Source organism: Halorubellus salinus (assembly GCF_020567525.1).
Taxonomy (GTDB): Archaea; Halobacteriota; Halobacteria; order Halobacteriales; family Natrialbaceae; genus Halorubellus; species Halorubellus salinus.
On sequence record NZ_JAJCVI010000005.1, the window covers coordinates 281,729 to 303,258 of the forward strand.

Here is a 21,530-nt window from a genome sequence, read left to right on the forward strand (position 1 = left end):
CTCGCAGGTTCGGCCGGTGTCTACGACGCTCGCGGTAGGGTCGGCCCAGGAACCACGGTCGCGTTCGCGTCGGCGGTCGTGGTCCCGTTCGCGCCGTCGACGGCGACCATGACGGCGCCTGGCGTGCCGGTGACGGCGAGATCCGCGAGGAACGCGAGCGAGCCGACCGCGAGGACGAGCGTCCGGTTCGCGGGACGGTGGAGAGTCGCGTGCGAGTTCGGGAGGCGCCAGCGGGGAGTGGGCGTCGACGTGGAGGGGATTGGGTCAGCGGGTGGTCGTTCGCCACGGGCACGGTCGCCGCGGGCGTCGAGGACGGCGGCGAGCGCGCGCTCGGCCTCGGTGACGTCGCGGACGGTGTCGAACCGGAGGATCCACGCGTGGTTCGCGGTGCCGTCCTTCCGGAGGACGACGAGCGCGTCCTCGCCCCAGCCAGCGGCGGCGGTCCCAGCGGTGGGTGCGGCCTCCGGACCGTCGGTGGCGTTCCGTGGGGCGTTCGCGAGGGCGACGCGGAGGTACGCCTCGCCGAGGCGGTCGGCGACGCCGCCGCGGTACGCGCTCTCGTCGTCGTCGACGGTGACGTCGAGCGCGACTGGCGCGTCGCGGGTCGCGTGGAGGACCTGCTCGCTCGTCTGCGGCGGGTCGCCGTAGATGCCGGTCGCGTTCGCGGGCGTCCCGTAGCGCGCGGTGACGTACCGGTAGCCGGCGACGTACGGCAGCTGCCGGTAGCGGAACGCGCTCCCGGCGGGGAGGCGGTCGAGTGCGCGCTCGCTGCGCTCGATGCCGGTCTCGGCGGTCGGCGCGTACCGGCGGGCGTACGCGGTCTCGACGGCGACGGCGACGCCCTCGACGACGGCGCGGCGCACGAACCACGCGTCGGTCGTCCGCGGCCGCGAGAGGTTCCCGGCGAGCGCGGTCGCACGGCCCTGGCGGAACTGGACGTAGTGCGCGAACTCGTGCGCGAGCAGCGTCGACGCCCGCGCGGCGGTCGCGTTCTCGCCGGGGTATATCGCGACCGTGCCGTACGAGACGGTCGCGCCGTTCGGCCCCGCGACGCGCGAGCGGTTCACCGCCTGGGCGAGGCCGAGTGCGCGCTCCAGGCGACCGTGCCCGCTCGCGGACGCGGTCGTCGACCCGGATCCGTTCCCGTAGAACGCGCTCGCGTTCGTCACGCGCACCGACGCCGGCGCAGTGACGTTCGCGCCCATGATGCGCTCCACGCGCTCGAAGACCCGGGTCGCGTTCACCGGGAGCGCGCCACCGCGGACCGCGACCGGCGAGCGCGTCTCCCCGACGGCAGACGCCGACGCGGTCGTGCTCGCACCCGAACCCGTCGTGGTCGGTGCCGGCTCGGACGGCGTCGCCGCGCGGTCGGTCGCTGGCGCCCCAGACGTCGACGAGGGTTCGTCGGTCGCGAACGGCGCGGTACAGCCCGCGAGCGCGAGCAAGGTGGCGACGGCGACCGCGGCGAGCGCGCGTCGCATCGTCACCCCTGGGTGCCGTTGATCGGCGTCGCCTCGCTCGCCGCGTCGGGGAGCGACACCGTCACCGGCTCGTACGCGATGAACTCGCGAGTGACGTCGGTGACGACCGTGACCTGCTGGCCGTACGCGTTCTCGACGGTCCGGTTCACGTGGACGGTCGCGGCGTGCACGCGACCGGTGTCGGCGTCGACCGTGACCGTCCCCGAGAGCGCGTTCAGCGCCTCGGCGTCGAGCTGGTAGCCGCTCAGGGTCGCGAGCGCGCTCTCGTTCACGTCGAGCGCGAGCACCACCGCCGCGTCGCCGTTCACCGTCGTCTCGCCGGCGACCGCGGCGTCGGAGGCGTTCACGAGCCGCGCCACGACCGCGGTCGAGGACGCGTTCGTCCACGCGCCGTCGGCCGGGAGCGACACCCACTCGGTGCCGTACTGGCGCTCGTACGCCGGCGAGCGCTCGTAGAACGTCCCGTTCACGAGGTACGTCGCGGTCTCGACGGTCCGGCCGTTCGCGCGCACCGTCCGCTCGATAGCGAGTTCGCGCGCCGCGACGTCGTCGCGCTCCACGAACGCGACCCGGGCCCTGGACGCGCCGCTCGGCGTGCGGACCGTCCGCGTGAGGTTCCCCTCGACGACGACGCCCTCGGCGCTGGCGAGCGAGGACGCGCCGGCAGACGCGAGCGCGTCCGCGTCGACGTCCTCGAACTCGGCCCCAGCGTCGTCCTCGGCTGGCGTCGCCGTGGTCGCAGGCGTCCCCGCGGTCGTCGTGGCGTTCGCGACGCCGGTGGTCGCGGTGGCGTTCGGTGCGGTCGTCGGTTCGCCGGTCGTGCCGACGCACCCGGCCGCGAGGAGCGTGCAGGCGAGTGCGACGGCGACGAGCGCGTGTCGCGTCATCGGTACCGCGACGTACCGGTCGTCGACACATAGCCGCCCGTCAGCGTTTTCTCGTCCGGAGAACGCGACGTGCGGCCGCGAGGCGACGACGCGAACGTGCAGGGAGAGGCCGTCGCGAGTGACGCTGCTGGAGGCGTGCGCGTCAAGTGCCTCCACGCCCAACCGACTCGCAATGACCGACACCGCCGAGGACGGCGACGGCGAGCGCGAGCGCGTCGAGCCCGACGGCCCGCTGTCGCCCGACCGGCCCGAGGCCGAGCGACCGTTCCGCGTGGACGCGCCGTTCGAGCCCGCCGGCGACCAGCCCGAGGCCATCGAGGCGCTCGTCGACGGCTACGACTCGGGGATGACCGAGCAGACACTACTCGGCGTGACCGGCTCCGGGAAGACGAACACCGTCTCGTGGGCCGTCGAGGAGTTGCAGACGCCGACGCTCGTCATCGCGCACAACAAGACGCTGGCCGCACAGCTCTACGAGGAGTTCCGCGAGCTGTTCCCGGACAACGCCGTCGAGTACTTTGTCTCCTACTACGACTACTACCAGCCCGAAGCGTACGTCGAGCAGACGGACACGTACATCGACAAGGACGCGAGCATCAACGACGAGATCGACCGCCTCCGGCACTCCGCCACGCGGTCGCTCCTGACGCGGGACGACGTCATCGTCGTCGCGTCCGTGTCGGCGATCTACGGGCTCGGTGACCCGCGGAACTACGAGGACATGAGTCTGCGCGTCGAAGCCGGCGAGCAAGTGGGGCGCGACGAGTTGCTCGCACGGCTCGTGGACCTGAACTACGAGCGCAACGACGTCGACTTCACGCAAGGGACGTTCCGGGTGCGGGGCGACACCGTCGAGATATACCCGATGTACGGCCGGTACGCGGTCCGCGTCGACCTCTGGGGCGACGAGATAGACCGCATCGTGAAGATGGACCCGATGCAGGGCACCGTCGTCAGCGAGGAACCCGCCGTATTGCTGCACCCCGCCGAGCACTACTCGATCCCCGAAGAGCGTCTGGAGCGTGCGATGGACGAGATCCGCGAGGACCTCGACCAGCGCGTCCGGTACTTCGAACGCCAGGGGGACGCGGTCGCCGCCCAGCGCATCGAGGAACGCACGACGTTCGACCTCGAGATGATGGCCGAGACCGGGTACTGTTCGGGCATCGAGAACTACTCGGTGTACCTCAGCGAGCGCGATATCGGGGACGCGCCGTACACGCTCCTGGATTACTTCCCGGACGACTTCCTCTGCGTCATCGACGAGTCCCACCAGACGCTCCCGCAGGTCCGCGGGCAGTTCGCGGGCGACAAGTCCCGGAAGGACTCGCTCGTCGAGAACGGGTTCCGGCTACCCACGGCGTACGACAACCGGCCGTTGACCTACGAGGAGTTCATGGAGAAGACCGACAAGCGCCTGTACGTCTCCGCGACGCCCGGCGACTACGAGCGCGAGCACTCCGAGCAGATCGTCGAGCAGATCGTTCGCCCGACCCATCTGGTCGACCCGGAGATCGAGACGGCGCCGGCGACGGGGCAGGTCGACGACCTCATGGACCGCATCGAGGCGATGCCGGACGACGAGCGCGTGCTCGTGACGACGCTCACGAAACGCATGGCGGAGGACCTCACGGAGTTCCTGGAGGAGAACGGCGTCGACGTCGCGTACATGCACGACGAGACGGACACGCTCGAACGCCACGAGCTCGTGCGCTCGCTGCGCCTCGGCGACATCCAGGTGCTCGTCGGCATCAACCTGCTCCGCGAGGGCCTCGACATCCCCGAAGTGAGCCTCGTGGCTATCCTCGACGCCGACCAGGAGGGGTTCTTGCGGAGCGAGACGATGCTCGTGCAGACGATGGGGCGCGCGGCGCGGAACGTGAACGGGAACGTCGTCCTCTACGCCGACGATCAGAGCGACGCGATGAAGGCCGCGGTCGAGGAGACCGCGCGCCGCCGCCGCATCCAGCGCGAGTACAACGAGGAACACGGCTACACGCCCACGACGATCGACAAACCGGTCGGCGAGACGAACCTCCCGGGGAGCGAGACGGACACGAGCGGCGTCGCCGGCGACGCACCCGCGGACGCCGAGGAAGCGCAAGCCAGGATCGAGCGCCTCGAGGACAAGATGCAGGAGGCCGCGAACAACCTCGAGTTCGAGCTCGCCGCGGACATCCGCGACCGCATCCGCGGACTCCGCGAGGAGTACGACGAACTCGTCGGTCCGGACGAGGAAGGCGTCCCCGTCGAGTCGGACCCCGAGTTCTAGGAACGCACTCCCCGGTTCGCTGAACGTCCGCCCTGGTTCGCCGTCAGTCCGCGAGCGCCTGCGGCGCGACCGGGACCTCCTCGGGTTCGACCTCGTCGGTGAGGTCGTCGACGTCGTCGACGGGGCCGTTCACGAACAGGCCGTGGCCGATGAGGCCGACGGCGACGAGACTCGTCGCGGTGACGCTCGTCGTCGGCGCGACCGGCGTGGCGAACCCGACGACGGCACCGACGCCCATCGCGACGACGATACCGAGCAGCACGAGGTCGTAGTACTGCCACTGGTAGTCCATGCGTCCACACAGGCGAGCGTTCGACTAAAGCGTTCGCACAGGGAATGAAGCGCCGGTTCACCGGGTAGAGAGGGGCGTGAACCGCAACGCAGTGCCAGGGTGAACTACCGAGGGTTCACGTATCGTGCCGCGGCGAACGGCGGTGTGCCCGACAGCGGGGGTCGCGTCGACCACGGCGGGAGCGTGGCGCATCGACGCGACGACGGCGTGCGCCACCTGCTCGCCAACGATCGACCACAGCGGCGACGCGACCGCCCCTAGAGCGCTGCGAGCGTCGAGAGGACGATACCGGGGAACGCCGCGAGGACCGCGCCGAGGACGCCGAGTGTGCCGGAGACGACGAAGAGGAGGTCCGCGACGACGAGCCCGAACACGAGCACGAACGCGAGGAGGACGAGGAGGAGGCCGACGAGGCGGACGTACGGCTCGTAGCCCCTGGTTCCCACGCTGCCGCGTCGTCGACGGGTACGCATACGTCTACTACGCGTCGTGAGAACGTAAGCGTTCCCAGCGGGGGTTTTTTGCTCGCCGAATGGGTAGGGGGGCGCAGGATGGAACTGTCGGCGATTCCGGGCGTGGGCGAGAAGACCGCCGCGGCGCTCGCGGACCTCGACGACCCCGAGGGCGCGCTCCGCCGTGGGGACGTGGCGACGGTCGCGACCGCCCCCGGTATCTCCGAGGGCCGCGCCGCACGCATCGTCCGCGGCGCGATACGGTACGAGCACGACGACTCCGGTGGGTTCCTCGCGACCGACCGCGCTCGCGAGGTGTACCGGGACGTCCTCTCGCTCCTCGAGGATCGGACGGTCACCGAGTACGGCGGGAAGCGCGTGGAGACGTTCTACCCGAGCGCGGCGCGCTCTCGCGTCGAGGAGGTTCGCGAGTTCGTCCGGGAGGCGCTCTCGCGGGACGTCGACCCGGCGGCGCGAGCGGCGCTGTCGGACGTGGAACCGCTCGCCGCACCGAACGACGTCGTCGTCCGCGACCGCTGTCTGGCGACGACGGACGCGGAGGTGTACGCCGAGGCGCGCGAAGCGATCCCGGAGGTCTCGGTGGAGGTCGTCGAGGACGCCAGGGGGCTCGCGGAGCTCGCTCGCGGGTACGCGACCGTGGTCGCGCTCGACGAGGCGTTCGCGGGCATCGACGTCGAGGGCGACGTCCGCGTGGAACCGGACGCGCTGGAGCGACCCGCGGAGGTCGTCCCCGAGCGCCAGCTCGCGTTCTTCGCGGTGAACCGCGACCGGCTGCGAGCGGCGGCGGAGGTGCATCGCGAAGCCGGCCTGGACGCCCCGACGGACGTCGAGGACCTGCTCGCGTCGCTCGACCGGCTCCGCGAGGACGGGACGGTCGCGGACGACGACGAACTCGACCGCCTCCAGGACGCCGTCGACGACCTCGACGCGGCCGTCGGGATGGCGGAGAACGTCGCGAACGACCACCTGAAGGAGGCGATACAGGAGCGCGACGTCACCATCGAGGGCGCGGACCTCCTGAGTCTCGTCGAACGCGGCGCGGGCGTCGACTCGCTGCTCTCGCGGGAGCTCGCCGACGAGTACGCACAGGCGGTGGACGCGGCCCGAGACCACCTCGTCGACACCCTCGCGCTCCGCGGGGACGAGGCGGAGATGGCTCGCCGTGCGTTCGGCGACGAACCGACGTACCCCGTCGCGCGGGACGACGAGGTCGTCTCCCGGCTCCGCGAGTCGCTCACGACCGCGCGCGACCGGCGGAGCGCGCGCCTGAAGCGCGAGCTCGCGACGGACCTCGCCGACCACCGGGACGGTGCTCGCAACCTCGTGCACGCGGCGCTGGAGCTCGACGTCGAGTACGCAGTCGCGCGGTTCGCGGAGGACTACGCGTGCACGATGCCCGAGTTCGTGGACGATACCGATAGCGACGCCAGCGACGGTGACGCGACCGGGTTCGCCATCGAGGGTGGACGGTCGCCGCTGCTCGACGTCCCTCACGACGCGGTCGACCCCGTTGACTACGCGGTCGACGGCGTCGCGCTGCTGTCCGGCGTGAATTCGGGTGGGAAGACGAGCACGCTCGACCTCGTCGCGACCGTCGTCGTCCTCGCACACATGGGGTTGCCGGTACCCGCGAAATCGGTGCAGCTCGGGTGGTTCGAGGACCTGCACTACCACGCGAAGACCCAGGGGACGCTGGACGCGGGCGCGTTCGAGTCGACGGTCCGCGAGTTCGCGGACCTCGCGACGGGTGGTGCGGGGTCGCTCGTGCTCGTCGACGAACTGGAGTCCATCACGGAACCGGGGGCGTCCGCGAAGATCATCGCCGGCATCCTCGAGGCGCTGCACGGGAACGGCGCGACGGCGGTGTTCGTCAGTCACCTCGCCGGCGAGATACGCGAGATGGCGGACTTCGACGTGACCGTCGACGGCATCGAGGCGGAGGGCCTGGCCGACGGCGAACTCGTCGTGAACCGGTCGCCGGTGAAGGACCATCTGGCGCGGTCGACGCCGGAGCTCATCGTCGAGAAGCTCGCCGGTGAGTCCGGGGACGGGTTCTACGACCGGTTGCTCGCGAAGTTCTGAGCGTGCGGTCGCCGGTCGACGGCGTCGACGCCGTTCGGTGCGTCGAACCGTCCGGTTCGTCGGGTACATGTCGGTACCCGACCATGTTGTGGTAATCGTTATGCAGGCACATAGCGAACGTCGTGGTATGGGAACCCTCGCACGTTCGGCTCGACGAGGTGGCACGACGTGAAGTACGCGTACCAGTGCCCGCACCACGGCTGTGGCTTCACGCTCGAAGCGAACGACGACAGCGCGCTGGAACGCCGCGTCGCACGCCACGATGCCCGCGAACACGGCCGGAAGTTCGACCGCGCGCGGTTCGAGGATCGACTCGAGGTCTCCTGACGCGACGACCGACGGCGTCGTGACGCGGTCCACTGGAAGCGTCCCGACCGCGACACCTGACTCGAGCGGCGTCCGACGCGTGGCTGCCGAACAGCTAAGTGTCCTGGGAAGCAGGGTGAAAGTGATGTCCGAGGACCCCGAGGAGGGGATGCTGTCGTGGGACGAGTCCGTGTTCCGGGACGAGCGCGTGTTCGAGATCGATTACGTCCCCGAGACCTTCCAGCATCGCGAGAGCCAGATGCGGACCCTCCAGTACGCGCTCCGCCCGGCGACCCGCGGGAGTCGCCCGCTGAACGCGATGGTTCGGGGCCCGCCGGGGACCGGGAAGACGACCGCGATCCAGAAGCTCTTCGGGGAGCTCCGCGCGGAGACGAGCGACGTGCACACGGTCCGCGTGAACTGCCAGATGAACGCGACGCGGTACTCGGTGTTCGCGCGCCTCTTCGAGGGGATCTTCGACTACGAACCGCCCGCGAGCGGTATCTCGTTCAAGAAGCTGTTCGGGCAGGTGACCGAGAAGCTCGTCGAGGAGGACGACGTGCTCGTCGTCGCGCTCGACGACGTGAACTACCTGTTCTACGAGAACGAGGCGAGCGATACCCTCTACTCGCTGCTGCGAGCGCACGAGGAGTACTCGGGCGCCAGGATCGGCGTCATCGTCGTGAGTTCCGATCCGAGCCTGGAGGTCATCGACGAGCTCGACTCGCGCGTGCAGTCGGTGTTCCGCCCGGAGGACGTGTACTTCAACGTGTACGACCGCGAGGAGATCGCGGGCATCCTCCGGAACCGCGTGGAGCGCGGGTTCCACGACGACGTGGTGTCGACGACGGTCCTGGACTACGTCGCGGAGAAGACCGCCGAGAGCGGCGACCTCCGCGTCGGCATCGACCTCCTGCGGCGCGCCGGGTTGACCGCGGAGATGCGGGCGTCGAAGGTCGTGGAGAAGCGCGACGTCGACGAGGCCTACGAGACGTCGAAGTTCGTGCACCTGTCGCGCTCGCTGGAGAGCCTGAGCGAGAGCGAAGCCGAGCTCCTGGAGGTCATCGCGGAGCACGAGGGCAAGCAAGCGGGCGAGGTGTACGACGAGTTCCAGGCGGTCTCCGGCCTGGGCTATACGCGGTACTCGGAGATCGTGAACAAGCTCGAGGACCTCGGTATCGTCGCGACGAACTACGCCGAGGTCGACGGCCGCGGGCGCTCTCGCGAGCTCCACCTGGAGTACGAGCCCGAGGCCGTGCTGTCGCGACTCGAGTAGGAGCTGCGTTTCTGCTGGCGCTCGTGCGGGCTGGGTGCGGTCGAGCGCAACGGCCTTCCGGCCGGACGGCGAATCCTGCCGTATGAGTGAGACTGCGGAGTTCGACGTCGACGCGTGGGAGCGCGAGCTGGAGACGAACCGCGAGGAGAAGGACGAGTTCTTCGGGAGCCACCCGCATTCGCCGATCCCGAAGGAAGAGCGCGACGAGTTCGAGGGCCTCGAGTACTTCGCGCCGGACCCGGCGTATCGGGTGACGGCGACGGTGCATCTGACCAGCGGGGACGACGAGGACGTGTACCGGATGGAGACGTCGACGGGCGGCGAGCAGCGGTACCTGAAGGTCGCCGAGTTGACGTTCGAACTCGACGGGGAGACGCACTCGCTGGCGGGATACCGTCAGGAGGGCGAGGACCGCGAGTCGCTGTTCGTCCCGTTCCGGGACAAGACGACCGGCCAGCAGACGTACGGCGCGGGCCGCTACATGGAACTGGAGGCCGAGGGCGAACTCGAGGACGGCCAGGAGGTTCCCGTGGACTTCAACCTCGCGTACAACCCGTTCTGTGCGTTCTCGGACGCGTACGCGTGCCCGCTGCCGCCCGAGGAGAACTGGCTGGAGACGACGATCGAAGCCGGCGAGAAGGACTGGGAGTGACCGGTCAGTCAGCGTCGCTGGTGACGAGTTCGTAGCACGCGAGGGCGGCGGTGCCGGCGGCGATGGCGACGGTGCCGAGGAACGCGAAGAAGACGAGCAGGCCGGGGAGGGCGTCGGTGGTGGTGATGGTGCCGGCGGCGACGAGCGCGAGACAGCAGACGGCGAGTTCGAGGAGGACGTCGTGTTTCGTGCTCGTGCGCGGTCGCTGGTCGACCTGCGAGGCTGGAGCGCCGGGGCGGTCGCGCTTGCTGGGCATGCGCGTGGCGTCCGCTGCGCGTCGTGAAAGTCTTGTGTCTGGTCGGAGCGGTCCGTGTGGCCCGCGTCGAGAGCGGTGCGGTGGTCAGAAGGAGACGCAGTCGTGGCCGTAGACGCTGCCGGGCGTGGTGGGGTCGCGGTCGGAGTAGCCCTTGCGGCCGATGGCGCGCTCGCAGACGCCAGCCTGGAGGGTGTGCTCGACCTCCTCGGGCGTGTGGAACGTCTGGTCGCCGAAGCGCGCGAGGATGTCGGCGATGGTCTCGGTGCCCTCGGCGAGGTCGAGTTCGTCGTCGCCGATGGCGTCGGTGAGGTCGTCTGTGGTGAGCGGGTAGGTCTGGTCCTCGATGGCGTCGTCGGTGCCGTTCAGGCGCATACCCAGTAACGGGTGAAAGATAATTATAAACATTGTCCACTAACGTCCTTGGTGACCTGGGTAGTGGTTATATTCCTTAAGGACCGCGAGTGGACAGGTCCTTGGTGGTCGCCGCGCAAGCGCGAGCATGCCTTACGCGGACCTCCACGCACACACCACGAACTCCGACGGCACGCTCGAACTCGACGAGGTGCCGGCGGCCGCGCGCGACGCCGACGTGTCCGTCGTCGCCGTCACCGACCACGACCGCACGCATCCCGACCTCGACGCGCCCGTCGTCGAGCGCGACGGCGTGACGCTCGTCCACGCCATCGAACTCCGCGTCGACGCCGGGTTCGAGCGCGTGGACCTCCTCGGGTACGGCGTCGTCGAGACCGACGCGCTCGCCGCGCTCGTCGACCGCGTGCAGACCGACCGCGCGGAACGCGGCCAGGCCATCATCGACAACGTCGAGGACGCCCTCGGCATCGACCTCGGCATCGAGGGCCGCCCCGGACTCGGCCGCCCGAACGTCGCGCGCGCCGTCGCGGACCACCCCGACACCGACTACGACGTGCAGGGCGTGTTCGACGACCTCATCGGGAACGACGGCCCGTGCTACGTCGCCCGCGACGTCCCGACGTTCGAGGCGGGCCGCGAGGTCCTCGCCGGGGCCTGCGCGGTCGTCGGCCTCGCGCACCCGTTCCGGTACGACGACCCGGAGCGCGCGCTCGCGCTCACCGAGACCCTGGACGCGGTCGAACGCGACTACCCCTACGGCGACGGCGTCGACGCGGACCTCGCCGCGGTCGACGCGGCCGCGAGCGAGCACGACCTCCTCGTCACCGCCGGCACGGACGCCCACGAGCGCGAACTCGGCGTCTGCGGCCTCAGCGAAACCGACTACGCGCCCCTCCGCGACCGTCTCGCAGCCCACGCCGGCGACTGAGGGCGCACCGACTCAGTCGCATGACGGCGTCGCCTGGAACGCAGCCTTCAATGCCTCGCAGCCCCAACAACTGCGCATGAAGTGTCACTACTGCGACGACGAAGCCGCCTTCGCCGCGTCGACGGAAGGCGTCAAAGTCGGTCTCTGCGAGGTTCACTTCCGCGAACGCCTGGAGGAGCTCTCCGACGCGGACGAGCTCCAGGCGCTCAAGGAACACGTCGACGTCGACCGCGCCTGACCGCGCCTGACCGCACCCGACCGCGACCGCTACGTCAGCGGGCGAACGTGACGTAGCCTCGAACGCCGAAACCCGCCGACAGCCGATTCCGACGCGTTCGACGCGCTGGTTCTCGCGACTCGTTAGTTCCGTCTCGACGAGCGACCGCGTTCGACGCCGGATTTAGTACGTGACGGGTCGTCCTCGCGGGTATGGAGAAGGTTGCCGTCGACGAACTGGAGTCGCGGATGGGGCCGGGGTCGGTGCGGGCGTCGCTCACGAAAGCGCTCGGGCTCGCGAACCTGGGCGCGAACCACTACGAGCTCGCGCCCGGCGAGAGCCTCGCGTTCGGCGTACACGCCCACGAACACCAGGAGGAGGTGTTCGTCGTGCAAGAGGGCGCGGTGACGTTCGAGACGTACCCGGACCGCGACGCCGCCGTCGCCGGCCCCGACGGCGAAGACGCCGAGACGGTCGTCGCCCACGCCGGCGAGGTCGTGCGCGCCGCGCCCGGCGAGTACCAGCGCGGCCAGAACGACGGCGACGACCACGCCGTCGTGTTCGCCGTCGGCGCCCCACAGGACCCCGGCGACCTCGACCTCCTCCGCGACTGCGACTCCTGCGGCACCCGCACCGCCCACCGCATCGAACTCACCGACGACCGCGACGCCATCCTCGCCGTCTGCGAGGCCTGCGACGGCGAAACCGCACGCTACACGTAGACGACCGACGCCAACGACCGCGTACGCCACCGCACGACTCCCACGACAGTCGAGGTATCGCGGCCGCTGACGCGGCCGCGTACGCCACGCCTTTACGCCTCCCGCTCGTGACTACCCCTAGATGACAGGCGAGTACGGTCTCGTGGACCCGAGCGAGGCCGACACACCGGGTGACGAGTGGGAGGAGATAGACGTCTCCGACACCGACGCGGACCGCATCGCGCGCAAACGCGACCGCAAGTTCAACGAGTTCCGCGAGCGCATCAAGGACGCAGACCAGTTCAAGGTCGAAGCGTCGGTGTTCGACGACGCGACGTACGCGGCGCTCTACAAGCTCGTCCAGGACGGCTGGCTGTCCGCGTTCGGCGGTCCGGTCTCGACGGGGAAGGAGGCGAACGTCTACACCGCACTCGGCGGCTCGGAGGCCGCGGACGCGCTCGACGAGGTCGACCCAGAGGTCGCCGTGAAGGTCTACCGGATCAACGCGAGCGACTTCCGTGACATGCGGGATTACCTCGCGGGCGACCCGCGGTTCGACGGCATCGGCGGGAAGAAGAGCCAGGTCGTGCTCGCGTGGGTCCGCAAGGAGTACGCGAACCTCAAGCGCGCCGAGAAGGCCGGCGTCAGGGTCCCGAACCCGCTCGCGGTCGAGCGGAACGTCCTCGTGATGGAGTACATCGGGACCGACGAGGGCGGGCGCGCGCGTCGGCTCGCGGAGGTGAACGTCGAGAACCCCGAGACCGCGTACCACGTCGTCCGCGAGTACATCCGACGACTCTACACGGCGGGGCTCGTCCACGGCGACCTCTCGGAGTACAACATCGTCGTCGAGGACGGCGAACTGGTCGTCATCGACCTCGGCCAGGCCGTCACCGTCCACCACCCGAACAGCAAGGACTTCCTCGAACGCGACTGCCGGAACGTCGCGAACTTCTTCTCCCGACAGGGACTCGAGGTCACCGGCGAGGAATGCTACGAGTTCGTCCTCGACAACGCGAACCCGCGCGAGGACGGCGACGACAACCGGAACGCACGCTAAGGGCTAGTTCGTGCGAGCGAGCGGTCAGTTCTCGCGGTACCGTCTCGACGCGACGACGCCGAGGAGTGCCGCGAGCGCCGCGAGCGCCACCGGCACGCCGAAGCCGGGGATGGGGTCGTCGGCGATCGAGGTTCCACCGGGCGTTGTCCACGGGCCGGTGGTTATCCCGGTCGTGCCCGTGGTCGTCGTGTCGTTCCCGAGTATCGGCGTCTCGTCGTACGTCGTGGTCGGCATCGTCGTCGGCGGCGTCGTCGTGGTGTCGTTCGCGAACGCGATGGTCGCGTCGGCCGTGGCGTTCGCGTAGCGCTCGCCGGGGTCACTGGCGCTGCCTCGGTACGCGACGACAGTGTACGTGCCAGCGGTCGCGTTCTCGGGGAGGCGGAACGTGACGGTCTGCTCGATTCCGGCGTCGAGGACGGTCGTCGCGTCGACGACGTCGCCGTCGTGCTCGAGTGCGAGGAACCCGCCGTGGCTGAGGTTCGCACGCGCCGAGACGTACCGCGTGGACGTGCTCTGGTCGTCGAACGCGACGGCAGCGCGCGCGTCGCGGACCGCGATTGTCGCGGGCGCGTCGGTGAGCACGTGCGAGCGGTTCGCGGCGAGCGCGACCGAGACGTTCACGCTCGCTGGTGCGTCGATGAGCGCGAGGTCGAGGGTCGCGTCGTAGCGGCCTTGGTCGTCGACGGTCGCGACGGCGGTGGTGACGGCGCCCGCGTCGGTCCTGGCGGTGACGGCGAGTTCGGTCCCGGGTGCGAGCGTCGTGATGCCGGCGACGGTCGCGTTCGCGACCGGTTCGAGCGGGCCGGTCGTGGCGACGGACGCGGCCGCCGTACGGAAGTAGGTGCGGCGGCTGGTCGCGGCGAGGCCGCGGACGCTCTCGTTGACGTAGTACCGCGCGGTGTAGCGCTCGTACGAGACGGGCCCGTCCTCGAAGACGCTCTCGAAGCGGTAGCCCTCGTCCTCGTCGCGGTACTCGGCGGCGACCACGCTCGGGTCGTCGAACGGACCCGTGGCGACGGCGAGGACGCGCCCGGGGTCGACCACGAGGAGGTAGCGGTCCTCGCCCGCGGCGTCGCGCGCGTCGACGTTCGTGGCGTTCAGCCAGAGGGTCTTGGACTGGCGCTCGGGCGTGGTGGTGTCGTCGGTCTGGCGGACCGCGAAGTGCCCGCTCGCGTTCAGCGCGGCGAGGACGCGCGTCGTCAGGTTCGCCGACGCGTTCCCGGAGACGTTCGCGACGCGAGCGTCGAGCCCCGGCACGGTGACGTCGACGACGAGGTGGTCGCGCGGCGTGACGTTGACCGAGCCGGTGGTCGCGTTCTCGTAGCTCGCGAGTTCGCTCGCGCTCGCGTTCGCGGCCTCGACCGAGGCAGGGACGCGCCAGGCGTCGACGGTTGCACTCTCGTTGGACGGGTAGACGAACGCGACCGGTCGGCTCTCGGCGACGACGGGGCCGTCCGAACGCTCGCGATAGTTCGCTGCGAACGTCCGAGTTTCCTCTCTCCAGCTCTCCTCGAAGAACCCGAGGACGTTCGAGGTACCGACGTGCTCGTCGTAGGCAGCCGCGAACGACCGGTCGCCGTCGAACAGGTCGCCGTCGCGGATACCGATCGTCTCGTCGACGTCGACGACGAGGACGTATCGGTCGACGGCAGATGCGTCGACTGCTCGGGCGTTCGACGAGTTCAGCCAGAGGAAGCCAAGAGAGAGTCCAGTGGGAGTCGTTTCGGTTGTCTGGCGGATAGTCAACCGCCCGCTGTCGGTTAGCGCCGCGAGCACGCGCTCGGTCGTGTTCCCGCTCTGATTCGCGACGGCGGCATCGAGGTCGGGACCATCGACCGCGACGGCGAGATAGTCGTCGCGGGTCACGTTCGTTCGAACGCCCGGTTCGTGGTAGCTCGCGAGGGTGCTCGCGCTCGCGTTCGCGGCGTCGACGTAGCCGGGGACGCGCCAGGCGTCGACGGTCGCGTTCTCGGCCGGCGGCGTCGCGGCGCCGACCGAGCCGCTGTCGAGTTCGTGTCCGGCCGCGGCAGCGTCCGTGGCGGCGACCGCCGGCGCGACGCCGGCGAGGACCACCAGCGCGGCGACGGCGAGGGCGGGGGCTGTTCGTGGAGGGCGAGGCATGGGGGCGTGTTGTCGGGAATCGGGCAAGTGCTTTCCCCTGGACAGCCAGCGTCGCGACGGCGTGGGCGTCCAGGGTACGCGACCGATCGGCACGGCGTCGTAACGCTCTTGAGGGCGCGTCGTGGACGTGCTGGTGATGGCATCCGCTCCCTGCTGGCGCTGGCGCACGCAGACCTGGGGAGCGGACAGTGCGGCGAGCGCGCGTCGTCGGGCGTAACCCGGCGCCGCGGGCGGTCGCGCTCACTCGTTCTCGCGACGCCGAACCACCAGCCGACCGCACGCGACACAGCTACGACACACATGCCAGCGCACGACGACGACGCGACAGCGACAGACGAATCGACCAGCAACAAGAACGCACCCGCTGACGGGGGCGAGTTCACGGTGACGCCGTACGAGGTCTCGGGCGACCTGGACTACGACGCGCTCCTCGAGGACTTCGGCGCGGACCGACTGACTCGCGAGAACGTCGAGCGGTTCCCCGACCACCCATTGCTCGGCCGAGGCATCTACTACGCGGGCCGGGACGTCGACGCGTACCTCGACGCGGCCGCGCCCGAGGACGGCGCGGGCGGCACGCACTCCATCGTGACCGGGGTGGGGCCGTCGGGGCCGATGCACCTCGGGCACGCGCTCGTGTTCTACCTCGCGAAGGAACTGCAGGACGCGACGGGCGCGACGGTCTACGTCCCGCTCTCGGACGACGAGAAGTACCTCTCGAAGGGGCTGACGTTCGAGGAGGTGGGGGCGGCGACCCGTCAGAACCTGAAGGACCTCCTGGCCGTGGGGTTCGACCCGGAGCGCACGCGTATCGTGCTCGATTCGGCGGACGCGGACGTCGTGTACCCGCTCGCGGCGACGTTCGCGAAGGAGATAACGACGAACCAGCTCGAAGCGGTGTACGGCCGGCCGGACAACGTCGGGATGGGGTTCTATCCGGCGGTGCAGACGACGCACCTCCTGCTCCCCCAGCTCGTCGAGGGCTCGCATCCGACGCTCGTCCCGGTGGCGGTTGACCAGGACCCCCACGTGCGGGTGAGTCGGGACGTCGCGGCGAAGGCGCGGTACCCGGTCGAGAAGCCCGGCGCGCTCCTGGGGAAGTTCCTCCCGGACCTCTCGGGGCCGGGGAAGATGAGTTCGAGCGAGGGCGAAGCCATCTATCTGACAGACGACGCGGAGACGGTGCGAGAGAAGGTGCTCGCGCACGCGTACTCGGGCGGTCGCGAGAGCGTGGACGAGCACCGCGAGCACGGCGGCGACCCGAGCGTCGACGTCGCCTTCCAGTACCTCCGCTATTTCTTCGAACGCGACGACGACCACCTCGCTGACCTCGCGGAACGCTACCGTAGCGGAGGCCTGCTGTCGGGCGAGCTGAAGCTCGAAGCGGTCGACGCCATCACCGACTTCCTCGACGCCCACCAACGCCGGCGCGAGGCGCTCGGTGACGTCCGCGAGGAACTCGAGCCGTATCGGTTGACGAGCGAGGAGCGCGAGCGAGCGCTCTCGGCGGCGGGCGTCCCGCGGCTCTGAGGGGCCAGCCTCGAGCGCGCGAGAACCAGCGTCTCGCGTGTCCCGGGGAGCGATGTGTCGACGTCGGTCCGTCGAACGGGTCGTGCTGGACGCGTCCTGGGAGCGGTCCGTTCGGCCGCATCCGGGTGTGAGCGCCGCGGGAGCACGTGACGCGGACGCGAGGGGTGCCGAAGTCTTAAGCGTCGCGAGAGCCCATTTGTGGCGTATGCAGCACGTGAAGATTCCGCAGGACCGCATCGGCGTGCTCATCGGCGAGGGTGGGGAGACGATGCGACGCATCGAGTCTCGCGCGGGCGTTCGTCTCGACATCGACTCCGAGAACGGGAAGGTCGCCATCGAGCAGGTCGGCGACCCCGTCGACGCCCTGAAAGGCCCCGATATCGTCGAAGCCATCGGTCGCGGGTTCGCGCCCGAGGACGCACTGACGCTCCTTGACGACGACATGCGGATGTTCGACCTCGTCGACATCGGCGCCGTCGCCCGGAACAGCAAGGACATGAAGCGAAAGAAGGGTCGACTCATCGGCGAGAACGGCCGCACCCGCGAGCTCATGGAGGAGTTGACGGGTGCGATGGTCGTCATCTACGGGTCGACGCTCGGCATCATCGGGTCGCCCAAGCAGACGAAGATCGTCCGCGAGGCCGCCGAGCGACTGCTCGACGGCGCACCCCACGGCTCGGTGTACTCGTTCCTCGAACGCAAGCACAACGAGCTCAAGCGCGAGGGCCTGGACTACCACCGCTACCCCGGCGGTACCTGAGTCGCCGACCACCCGAACGCCGCAGATTGCCCGAACGTCGTCGGCCGTCGACTGCGGCCGGTCGCGGTTCGTTCTGAACGGCCTCGACCGCCGACTGCGGCTGGCCGTGCCGTGTTCTCGATGCCGTGAGTGGGTCGTCGTCCGGATGGATTCGACGCCGACCGGATGGTATATAAACCCCTTCGTTTGCGAACGTTTCGCACGGTGGTTCGGGTCCCCCGTTGGGCGTTCGTTCGAGTCAAGACCAGTACTTTTTTATAGAATCACAATCAATCTTTCAGATACCTATGTCACAGCAGATGGGCGGCGGTCAGCCCCTCCTCGTACTCAGCGAAGACTCGCAGCGCACATCCGGAAAGGACGCGCAATCCATGAACATCACGGCCGGGAAAGCCGTCGCGGAGTCCGTCCGCACGACCCTCGGCCCGAAAGGCATGGACAAGATGCTCGTCGACTCCAGCGGCGAGGTCGTCGTCACGAACGACGGCGTCACCATCCTCAAGCAGATGGACATCGAGCACCCGGCGGCCAACATGGTCGTCGAAGTCTCCGAGACGCAGGAGGACGAGGTCGGCGACGGCACCACGAGCGCCGTCGTCATCTCCGGTGAACTCCTCAAGAAGGCCGAGGACCTCCTCGAGCAGGACATCCACGCGACCACGCTCGCACAGGGGTACCGACAGGCCGCAGAGAAGGCCAAGGAGATCCTCGCCGACGCCGCCATCGACGTGTCCGAGGACGACCGCGAGACCCTCACCGAGATCGCCGCGACCGCGATGACGGGCAAGGGCGCGGAGTCCGCGAAGGACACCCTCAGCGAACTCGTCGTCGACGCCGTCCTCGCCGTCAAGGACGAGGAAGGCATCGACACGGACAACATCAAGATCGAGAAGGTCGTCGGTGGCTCCACGGAGAACTCCGAGCTCATCGAGGGCGTGCTCGTCGACAAGACGCGCGTCCACGACAACATGCCGTACTTCGTCGAGGACGCGAACATCGCCGTGCTCGACGACGCGCTCGAAGTGAAGGAGGCCGACATCGACACCGAGGTCAACGTCACCGACCCCGACCAGCTCCAGCAGTTCCTCGACCAGGAAGAGGCACAGCTCAAGGAGATGGTCGACCACCTCGTCGACGCCGGCGCTGACGTCGTCTTCGCGCAGGACGGCATCGACGACATGGCCCAGCACTACCTCGCGAAGGAAGGCATCCTCGCGGTCCGCCGGACGTCCAGCGACGACGCGAAGCGCATCGCGCGCTCCACGGGCGCCCGCATCGTCTCGAACCTCAGCGACATCGAAGCCGACGACCTCGGGTTCGCCGGGAACGTCGTCGAGCAGGACGTCGCCGGTTCCACGAAGATTCTCATCGAGGACGTCGAGGACGCGAAGTCCGTCACGATGCTCCTCCGCGGCGGCACGGAGCACGTCGTCGACGAGGTCGAGCGCGCCATCGACGACAGTCTCGGCGTCGTCCGCACGACGCTCGAGGACGGTCACGTCCTCCCCGGCGGCGGTGCGCCCGAGACCGAGCTCTCGCTCGCCCTCCGCGACTTCGCGGACTCCGTCGGCGGCCGCGAGCAGCTCGCCATCGAGGCGTTCGCCGACGCCGTCGAGGTCATCCCGCGCACGCTCGCGGAGAACGCCGGCCTCGACTCCATCGACAGCCTCGTCGAACTCCGCTCGAAGCACGACGCCGGCGACGCTGACGCTGGCCTCGACGCGTACACGGGCGACGTCATCAACATGAGCGACGAGGGCGTCGTCGAGCCGCTCCGCGTCAAGACGCAGGCCATCGAGTCCGCCACCGAGGCGGCCGTGATGCTGCTCCGCATCGACGACGTCATCGCGGCGGGCGACCTCTCCGGCGGTCAGGTCGACCCCGACGACGGCGGCGACGCGGGCGGCCCGCCCGCTGGCGGCCCCGGCGGCATGGGCGGCATGGGCGGCATGGGTGGCATGGGCGGCGCGATGTGAAGTCGGGCACGCACCAACCCCACCCTCACCGCTGACCCAGTACCGCTCCGCGACCACGTCTGCGATTCTTCTTTCGACGCGACGCGCGTAGTGACACCGCCGTCTGCTGGTTCTCGCGGCCGAGACCGGTTCGAGGACGGTGCTGTCGTCGGCGAGTCACGATGGCCGAAACACACCTAACCACTGGTGAGAGAGAACAGGCAATGTTCGTCGACACGGTGATGACGACGCCGGTCGAGACCATCGACGCGGACGCGACGATGGCGGACGCGCTCCACGAGATGCTCGACCGGGAGGTCGGGAGTCTCGTGGTGACGACCGGAACACCGCCGCGGAAGGCTGGAATCGTCACGGACGCGGACGTCAAGGCCGCGTTACACGACGCCGAGCACCCGCTGGAGGACGCGTCCGTACTCGACCGGTTCCTGTTCCTCCTGCATCGCCCGGTGACGGGGGCGCCGATCCGAGAGTACATGAGTTCGCCGCTGGTGACGGTCGAGCCGGACGCGACGCTCTCGGAGGCGGTCGCGACGATGAACGACCACGAGATAAAGCACCTCGTCGTCACGAAACACATGCGACTGGAGGGTATCCTGACGGCGTCGGACGTCGCTCGCGTGCACGACGACATCGTGAGCGAGGCACGACGGTCGGAGACGCGACGTCCGCACTGGGAGCGCTAACTGCCGAGAGTCGAGAACGCGACGTCCGCACTGGGAGCGCTAACTGCCGAGAGTCGAGAACGCGACGTCCGCACTGGGAGCGCTGAGGAGCGACGCGAACCCGGGGCATCCCGGGGACGGGGCGTGGTCTCGCATCACAACTTGAACCGCATCCCTACCGGTTTAACTAAGTGGAGTGCCGGGGTACCTTCGGCGCATGGACACACTGCTGCTGGACAGTTCTGACGTCGACGAGAACGCCCGGATGGGTGACGTGGTGGCTGCGGTCGAGGCGGCGTTCGCGGCCTACGAGGAAGGGCGGACGAAGATGCCGGCGAAGTCCTACGTGGACCTCCCGAAGTACAACGGCGACTTCCGGTCGATGCCGGCGTACATGGCGGCCGACGACTGGGACGCGGCGGGCATCAAGTGGGTGAACGTCCACCCCGATAATCCAGAGAAGTTCGACCTCCCGACGGTGATGGGGACGATGATCTACTCGGACCCCGAGACGGCGGTGCCGCTCGCGATCATGGACGGGACCGAGTTGACGATGAAGCGCACGGGTGCGGCGGCGGCGGTCGCGACGGACCACCTCGCAGTCGAGGACGCCACGTCGCTCGGTATCGTCGGCGCTGGCGTGCAGTCGTACACGCAACTGGACGCCATCGCGCAGGTCCGGGACATCCAGACGGTGGTCGTGAGCGACGTCCGCGACGAGGCCGTCGAGCGCTTCAAGGAGGTCTACGGCGACGAGTTCGACGTCGAACGCGGCGAGATCAGTGACGCCGCGCACTGCGATATCGTATCGACGGTGACGCCCGTCGAGGACCCCATCGTCCAGCCCGAGGACGTCGGCGAACACACGCACGTCAACGCGATGGGCGCGGACGCCGAAGGCAAGCACGAGCTCGCAGACGACGTCCTCCTCGACGCGAAGGTCGTCATCGACGACTTCGAGCAGTGCACGCACTCCGGCGAGGTGAACGTCCCCTTCGGCACGGGCGTGATGGACGCCGACGACATCTACGGCGAGATCGGCGAGATCGTCACGGGCGTCCGCGACGGCCGCACCGCAGAGGACGGCGTCACCGTCTTCGACTCCACGGGACTGGCGATCCAGGACGTCGCCGCCGCGCACGTCGTCTACGAGCACGCGTTCGAGAACGACAACGGCACGCCGTTCGAACTCATCCAGACGTAAGTCCCGAGCGTCGACGGACGGC

21 protein-coding genes are annotated in these 21,530 nt (G+C 69.3%); 14 read left to right on the forward strand and 7 right to left on the reverse strand.

Annotation, left to right across the window (positions count from 1 at the left end; translation table 11 throughout):
* Positions 1-20: 20 nt before the first annotated feature.
* Positions 21-1,481 (reverse strand): hypothetical protein, encoded by a 1,461-nt coding sequence (locus LI336_RS15600; protein ID WP_227134076.1) that lies wholly within the window; start codon positions 1,479-1,481, stop codon positions 21-23.
* Positions 1,482-1,483: 2 nt separating this feature from the next.
* Positions 1,484-2,524: a hypothetical protein gene (locus LI336_RS15605; RefSeq protein WP_227134077.1), complete on the reverse strand. Its 1,041-nt coding sequence runs from the start codon at positions 2,522-2,524 to the stop codon at positions 1,484-1,486.
* Positions 2,525-2,540: 16 nt separating this feature from the next.
* On the opposite strand from LI336_RS15605, the gene uvrB reads away from it, so the two are divergent.
* Positions 2,541-4,640, forward strand: a complete 2,100-nt coding sequence (gene uvrB / locus LI336_RS15610) for an excinuclease ABC subunit UvrB (RefSeq protein WP_227134078.1) — start codon at positions 2,541-2,543, stop codon at positions 4,638-4,640.
* Between the two features lie 43 nt (positions 4,641-4,683).
* On the opposite strand, the gene LI336_RS15615 is transcribed toward uvrB, so the two are convergent.
* Complete coding sequence (locus LI336_RS15615; protein ID WP_227134079.1) at positions 4,684-4,932, reverse strand: DUF8015 family protein; 249 nt, start codon at positions 4,930-4,932, stop codon at positions 4,684-4,686.
* A gap of 257 nt (positions 4,933-5,189) precedes the next feature.
* Positions 5,190-5,405, reverse strand: coding sequence for a hypothetical protein (locus tag LI336_RS15620; RefSeq protein WP_227134080.1), 216 nt, complete (start codon positions 5,403-5,405; stop codon positions 5,190-5,192).
* A 78-nt stretch (positions 5,406-5,483) separates the two neighbouring features.
* Between LI336_RS15620 and LI336_RS15625 the strand changes: the two genes are divergently transcribed.
* The 4 genes from LI336_RS15625 (at position 5,484) to LI336_RS15640 (ending at position 9,721) form a co-directional block, all read left to right on the forward strand.
* Positions 5,484-7,487 (forward strand): MutS-related protein, encoded by a 2,004-nt coding sequence (locus LI336_RS15625; RefSeq protein WP_227134081.1) that lies wholly within the window; start codon positions 5,484-5,486, stop codon positions 7,485-7,487.
* 168 nt (positions 7,488-7,655) lie between these two features.
* Entirely contained in the window at positions 7,656-7,814 is a 159-nt protein-coding gene (locus LI336_RS15630) for a DUF1059 domain-containing protein (protein ID WP_227134082.1), read from the forward strand.
* Positions 7,815-7,938: 124 nt separating this feature from the next.
* Positions 7,939-9,069 (forward strand): ORC1-type DNA replication protein, encoded by a 1,131-nt coding sequence (locus tag LI336_RS15635; protein ID WP_227134083.1) that lies wholly within the window; start codon positions 7,939-7,941, stop codon positions 9,067-9,069.
* Positions 9,070-9,151: 82 nt separating this feature from the next.
* Positions 9,152-9,721, forward strand: a complete 570-nt coding sequence (locus LI336_RS15640; RefSeq protein WP_227134084.1) for a DUF1684 domain-containing protein — start codon at positions 9,152-9,154, stop codon at positions 9,719-9,721.
* 4 nt (positions 9,722-9,725) lie between these two features.
* Here LI336_RS15640 and LI336_RS15645 read toward each other — a convergent pair whose 3' ends face one another.
* Positions 9,726-9,977 carry a hypothetical protein gene (locus tag LI336_RS15645; RefSeq protein ID WP_227134085.1) on the reverse strand — a complete coding sequence of 84 codons (252 nt, stop codon included), beginning with the start codon at positions 9,975-9,977 and terminating at the stop codon, positions 9,726-9,728.
* Positions 9,978-10,061: 84 nt separating this feature from the next.
* A complete protein-coding gene (locus tag LI336_RS15650) occupies positions 10,062-10,349 on the reverse strand; it encodes a DUF5789 family protein (protein ID WP_227134086.1) in 288 nt (95 codons plus the stop codon).
* Between the two features lie 127 nt (positions 10,350-10,476).
* On the opposite strand from LI336_RS15650, the gene LI336_RS15655 reads away from it, so the two are divergent.
* The 4 genes from LI336_RS15655 (at position 10,477) to rio1 (ending at position 13,255) form a co-directional block, all read left to right on the forward strand.
* Complete coding sequence (locus LI336_RS15655) at positions 10,477-11,277, forward strand: PHP domain-containing protein (RefSeq protein ID WP_227134087.1); 801 nt, start codon at positions 10,477-10,479, stop codon at positions 11,275-11,277.
* A 76-nt stretch (positions 11,278-11,353) separates the two neighbouring features.
* On the forward strand, positions 11,354-11,515 hold the full coding sequence (locus LI336_RS15660; protein WP_227134088.1) for a DUF6757 family protein: 162 nt from the start codon (positions 11,354-11,356) through the stop codon (positions 11,513-11,515).
* 191 nt (positions 11,516-11,706) lie between these two features.
* Complete coding sequence (locus tag LI336_RS15665; RefSeq protein WP_227134089.1) at positions 11,707-12,216, forward strand: cupin domain-containing protein; 510 nt, start codon at positions 11,707-11,709, stop codon at positions 12,214-12,216.
* A 121-nt stretch (positions 12,217-12,337) separates the two neighbouring features.
* Positions 12,338-13,255: a serine/threonine-protein kinase Rio1 gene (gene rio1 / locus LI336_RS15670; RefSeq protein WP_227134090.1), complete on the forward strand. Its 918-nt coding sequence runs from the start codon at positions 12,338-12,340 to the stop codon at positions 13,253-13,255.
* A 24-nt stretch (positions 13,256-13,279) separates the two neighbouring features.
* Here rio1 and LI336_RS15675 read toward each other — a convergent pair whose 3' ends face one another.
* On the reverse strand, positions 13,280-15,376 hold the full coding sequence (locus LI336_RS15675) for a hypothetical protein (protein ID WP_227134091.1): 2,097 nt from the start codon (positions 15,374-15,376) through the stop codon (positions 13,280-13,282).
* A 300-nt stretch (positions 15,377-15,676) separates the two neighbouring features.
* Between LI336_RS15675 and LI336_RS15680 the strand changes: the two genes are divergently transcribed.
* The 5 genes from LI336_RS15680 to LI336_RS15700 all read left to right on the forward strand — a co-directional run bounded on the left by LI336_RS15680 (position 15,677) and on the right by LI336_RS15700 (position 21,508).
* The gene (locus tag LI336_RS15680; RefSeq protein WP_227134092.1) at positions 15,677-16,906 is read left to right on the forward strand and encodes a tryptophan--tRNA ligase; all 1,230 of its coding nucleotides are present in this window, start codon (positions 15,677-15,679) and stop codon (positions 16,904-16,906) included.
* Positions 16,907-17,111: 205 nt separating this feature from the next.
* Entirely contained in the window at positions 17,112-17,666 is a 555-nt protein-coding gene (locus LI336_RS15685; RefSeq protein ID WP_227134093.1) for a KH domain-containing protein, read from the forward strand.
* A gap of 287 nt (positions 17,667-17,953) precedes the next feature.
* Positions 17,954-19,642, forward strand: coding sequence for a thermosome subunit alpha (gene thsA, locus LI336_RS15690; protein ID WP_227134094.1), 1,689 nt, complete (start codon positions 17,954-17,956; stop codon positions 19,640-19,642).
* 203 nt (positions 19,643-19,845) lie between these two features.
* On the forward strand, positions 19,846-20,325 hold the full coding sequence (locus LI336_RS15695) for a CBS domain-containing protein (protein WP_227134095.1): 480 nt from the start codon (positions 19,846-19,848) through the stop codon (positions 20,323-20,325).
* A 196-nt stretch (positions 20,326-20,521) separates the two neighbouring features.
* The gene (locus tag LI336_RS15700) at positions 20,522-21,508 is read left to right on the forward strand and encodes an ornithine cyclodeaminase family protein (RefSeq protein WP_227134096.1); all 987 of its coding nucleotides are present in this window, start codon (positions 20,522-20,524) and stop codon (positions 21,506-21,508) included.
* Positions 21,509-21,530 lie beyond the last annotated feature (22 nt).

What these genes read in the sequence shown, in the direction of transcription:
- LI336_RS15600 (WP_227134076.1), bottom strand. Translation starts at nt 1,481, where the DNA reads ATGCGACGCGCGCTCGCCGCGGTCGCCGTCGCCACCTTGCTCGCGCTC.
- uvrB (WP_227134078.1), top strand. Translation starts at nt 2,541, where the DNA reads ATGACCGACACCGCCGAGGACGGCGACGGCGAGCGCGAGCGCGTCGAG.
- LI336_RS15615 (WP_227134079.1), bottom strand. Translation starts at nt 4,932, where the DNA reads ATGGACTACCAGTGGCAGTACTACGACCTCGTGCTGCTCGGTATCGTC.
- LI336_RS15620 (WP_227134080.1), bottom strand. Translation starts at nt 5,405, where the DNA reads ATGCGTACCCGTCGACGACGCGGCAGCGTGGGAACCAGGGGCTACGAG.
- LI336_RS15625 (WP_227134081.1), top strand. Translation starts at nt 5,484, where the DNA reads ATGGAACTGTCGGCGATTCCGGGCGTGGGCGAGAAGACCGCCGCGGCG.
- LI336_RS15635 (WP_227134083.1), top strand. Translation starts at nt 7,939, where the DNA reads ATGTCCGAGGACCCCGAGGAGGGGATGCTGTCGTGGGACGAGTCCGTG.
- LI336_RS15640 (WP_227134084.1), top strand. Translation starts at nt 9,152, where the DNA reads ATGAGTGAGACTGCGGAGTTCGACGTCGACGCGTGGGAGCGCGAGCTG.
- LI336_RS15645 (WP_227134085.1), bottom strand. Translation starts at nt 9,977, where the DNA reads ATGCCCAGCAAGCGCGACCGCCCCGGCGCTCCAGCCTCGCAGGTCGAC.
- LI336_RS15650 (WP_227134086.1), bottom strand. Translation starts at nt 10,349, where the DNA reads ATGCGCCTGAACGGCACCGACGACGCCATCGAGGACCAGACCTACCCG.
- LI336_RS15655 (WP_227134087.1), top strand. Translation starts at nt 10,477, where the DNA reads ATGCCTTACGCGGACCTCCACGCACACACCACGAACTCCGACGGCACG.
- LI336_RS15660 (WP_227134088.1), top strand. Translation starts at nt 11,354, where the DNA reads ATGAAGTGTCACTACTGCGACGACGAAGCCGCCTTCGCCGCGTCGACG.
- LI336_RS15665 (WP_227134089.1), top strand. Translation starts at nt 11,707, where the DNA reads ATGGAGAAGGTTGCCGTCGACGAACTGGAGTCGCGGATGGGGCCGGGG.
- rio1 (WP_227134090.1), top strand. Translation starts at nt 12,338, where the DNA reads ATGACAGGCGAGTACGGTCTCGTGGACCCGAGCGAGGCCGACACACCG.
- LI336_RS15675 (WP_227134091.1), bottom strand. Translation starts at nt 15,376, where the DNA reads ATGCCTCGCCCTCCACGAACAGCCCCCGCCCTCGCCGTCGCCGCGCTG.
- LI336_RS15680 (WP_227134092.1), top strand. Translation starts at nt 15,677, where the DNA reads ATGCCAGCGCACGACGACGACGCGACAGCGACAGACGAATCGACCAGC.
- LI336_RS15685 (WP_227134093.1), top strand. Translation starts at nt 17,112, where the DNA reads ATGCAGCACGTGAAGATTCCGCAGGACCGCATCGGCGTGCTCATCGGC.
- thsA (WP_227134094.1), top strand. Translation starts at nt 17,954, where the DNA reads ATGTCACAGCAGATGGGCGGCGGTCAGCCCCTCCTCGTACTCAGCGAA.
- LI336_RS15695 (WP_227134095.1), top strand. Translation starts at nt 19,846, where the DNA reads ATGTTCGTCGACACGGTGATGACGACGCCGGTCGAGACCATCGACGCG.
- LI336_RS15700 (WP_227134096.1), top strand. Translation starts at nt 20,522, where the DNA reads ATGGACACACTGCTGCTGGACAGTTCTGACGTCGACGAGAACGCCCGG.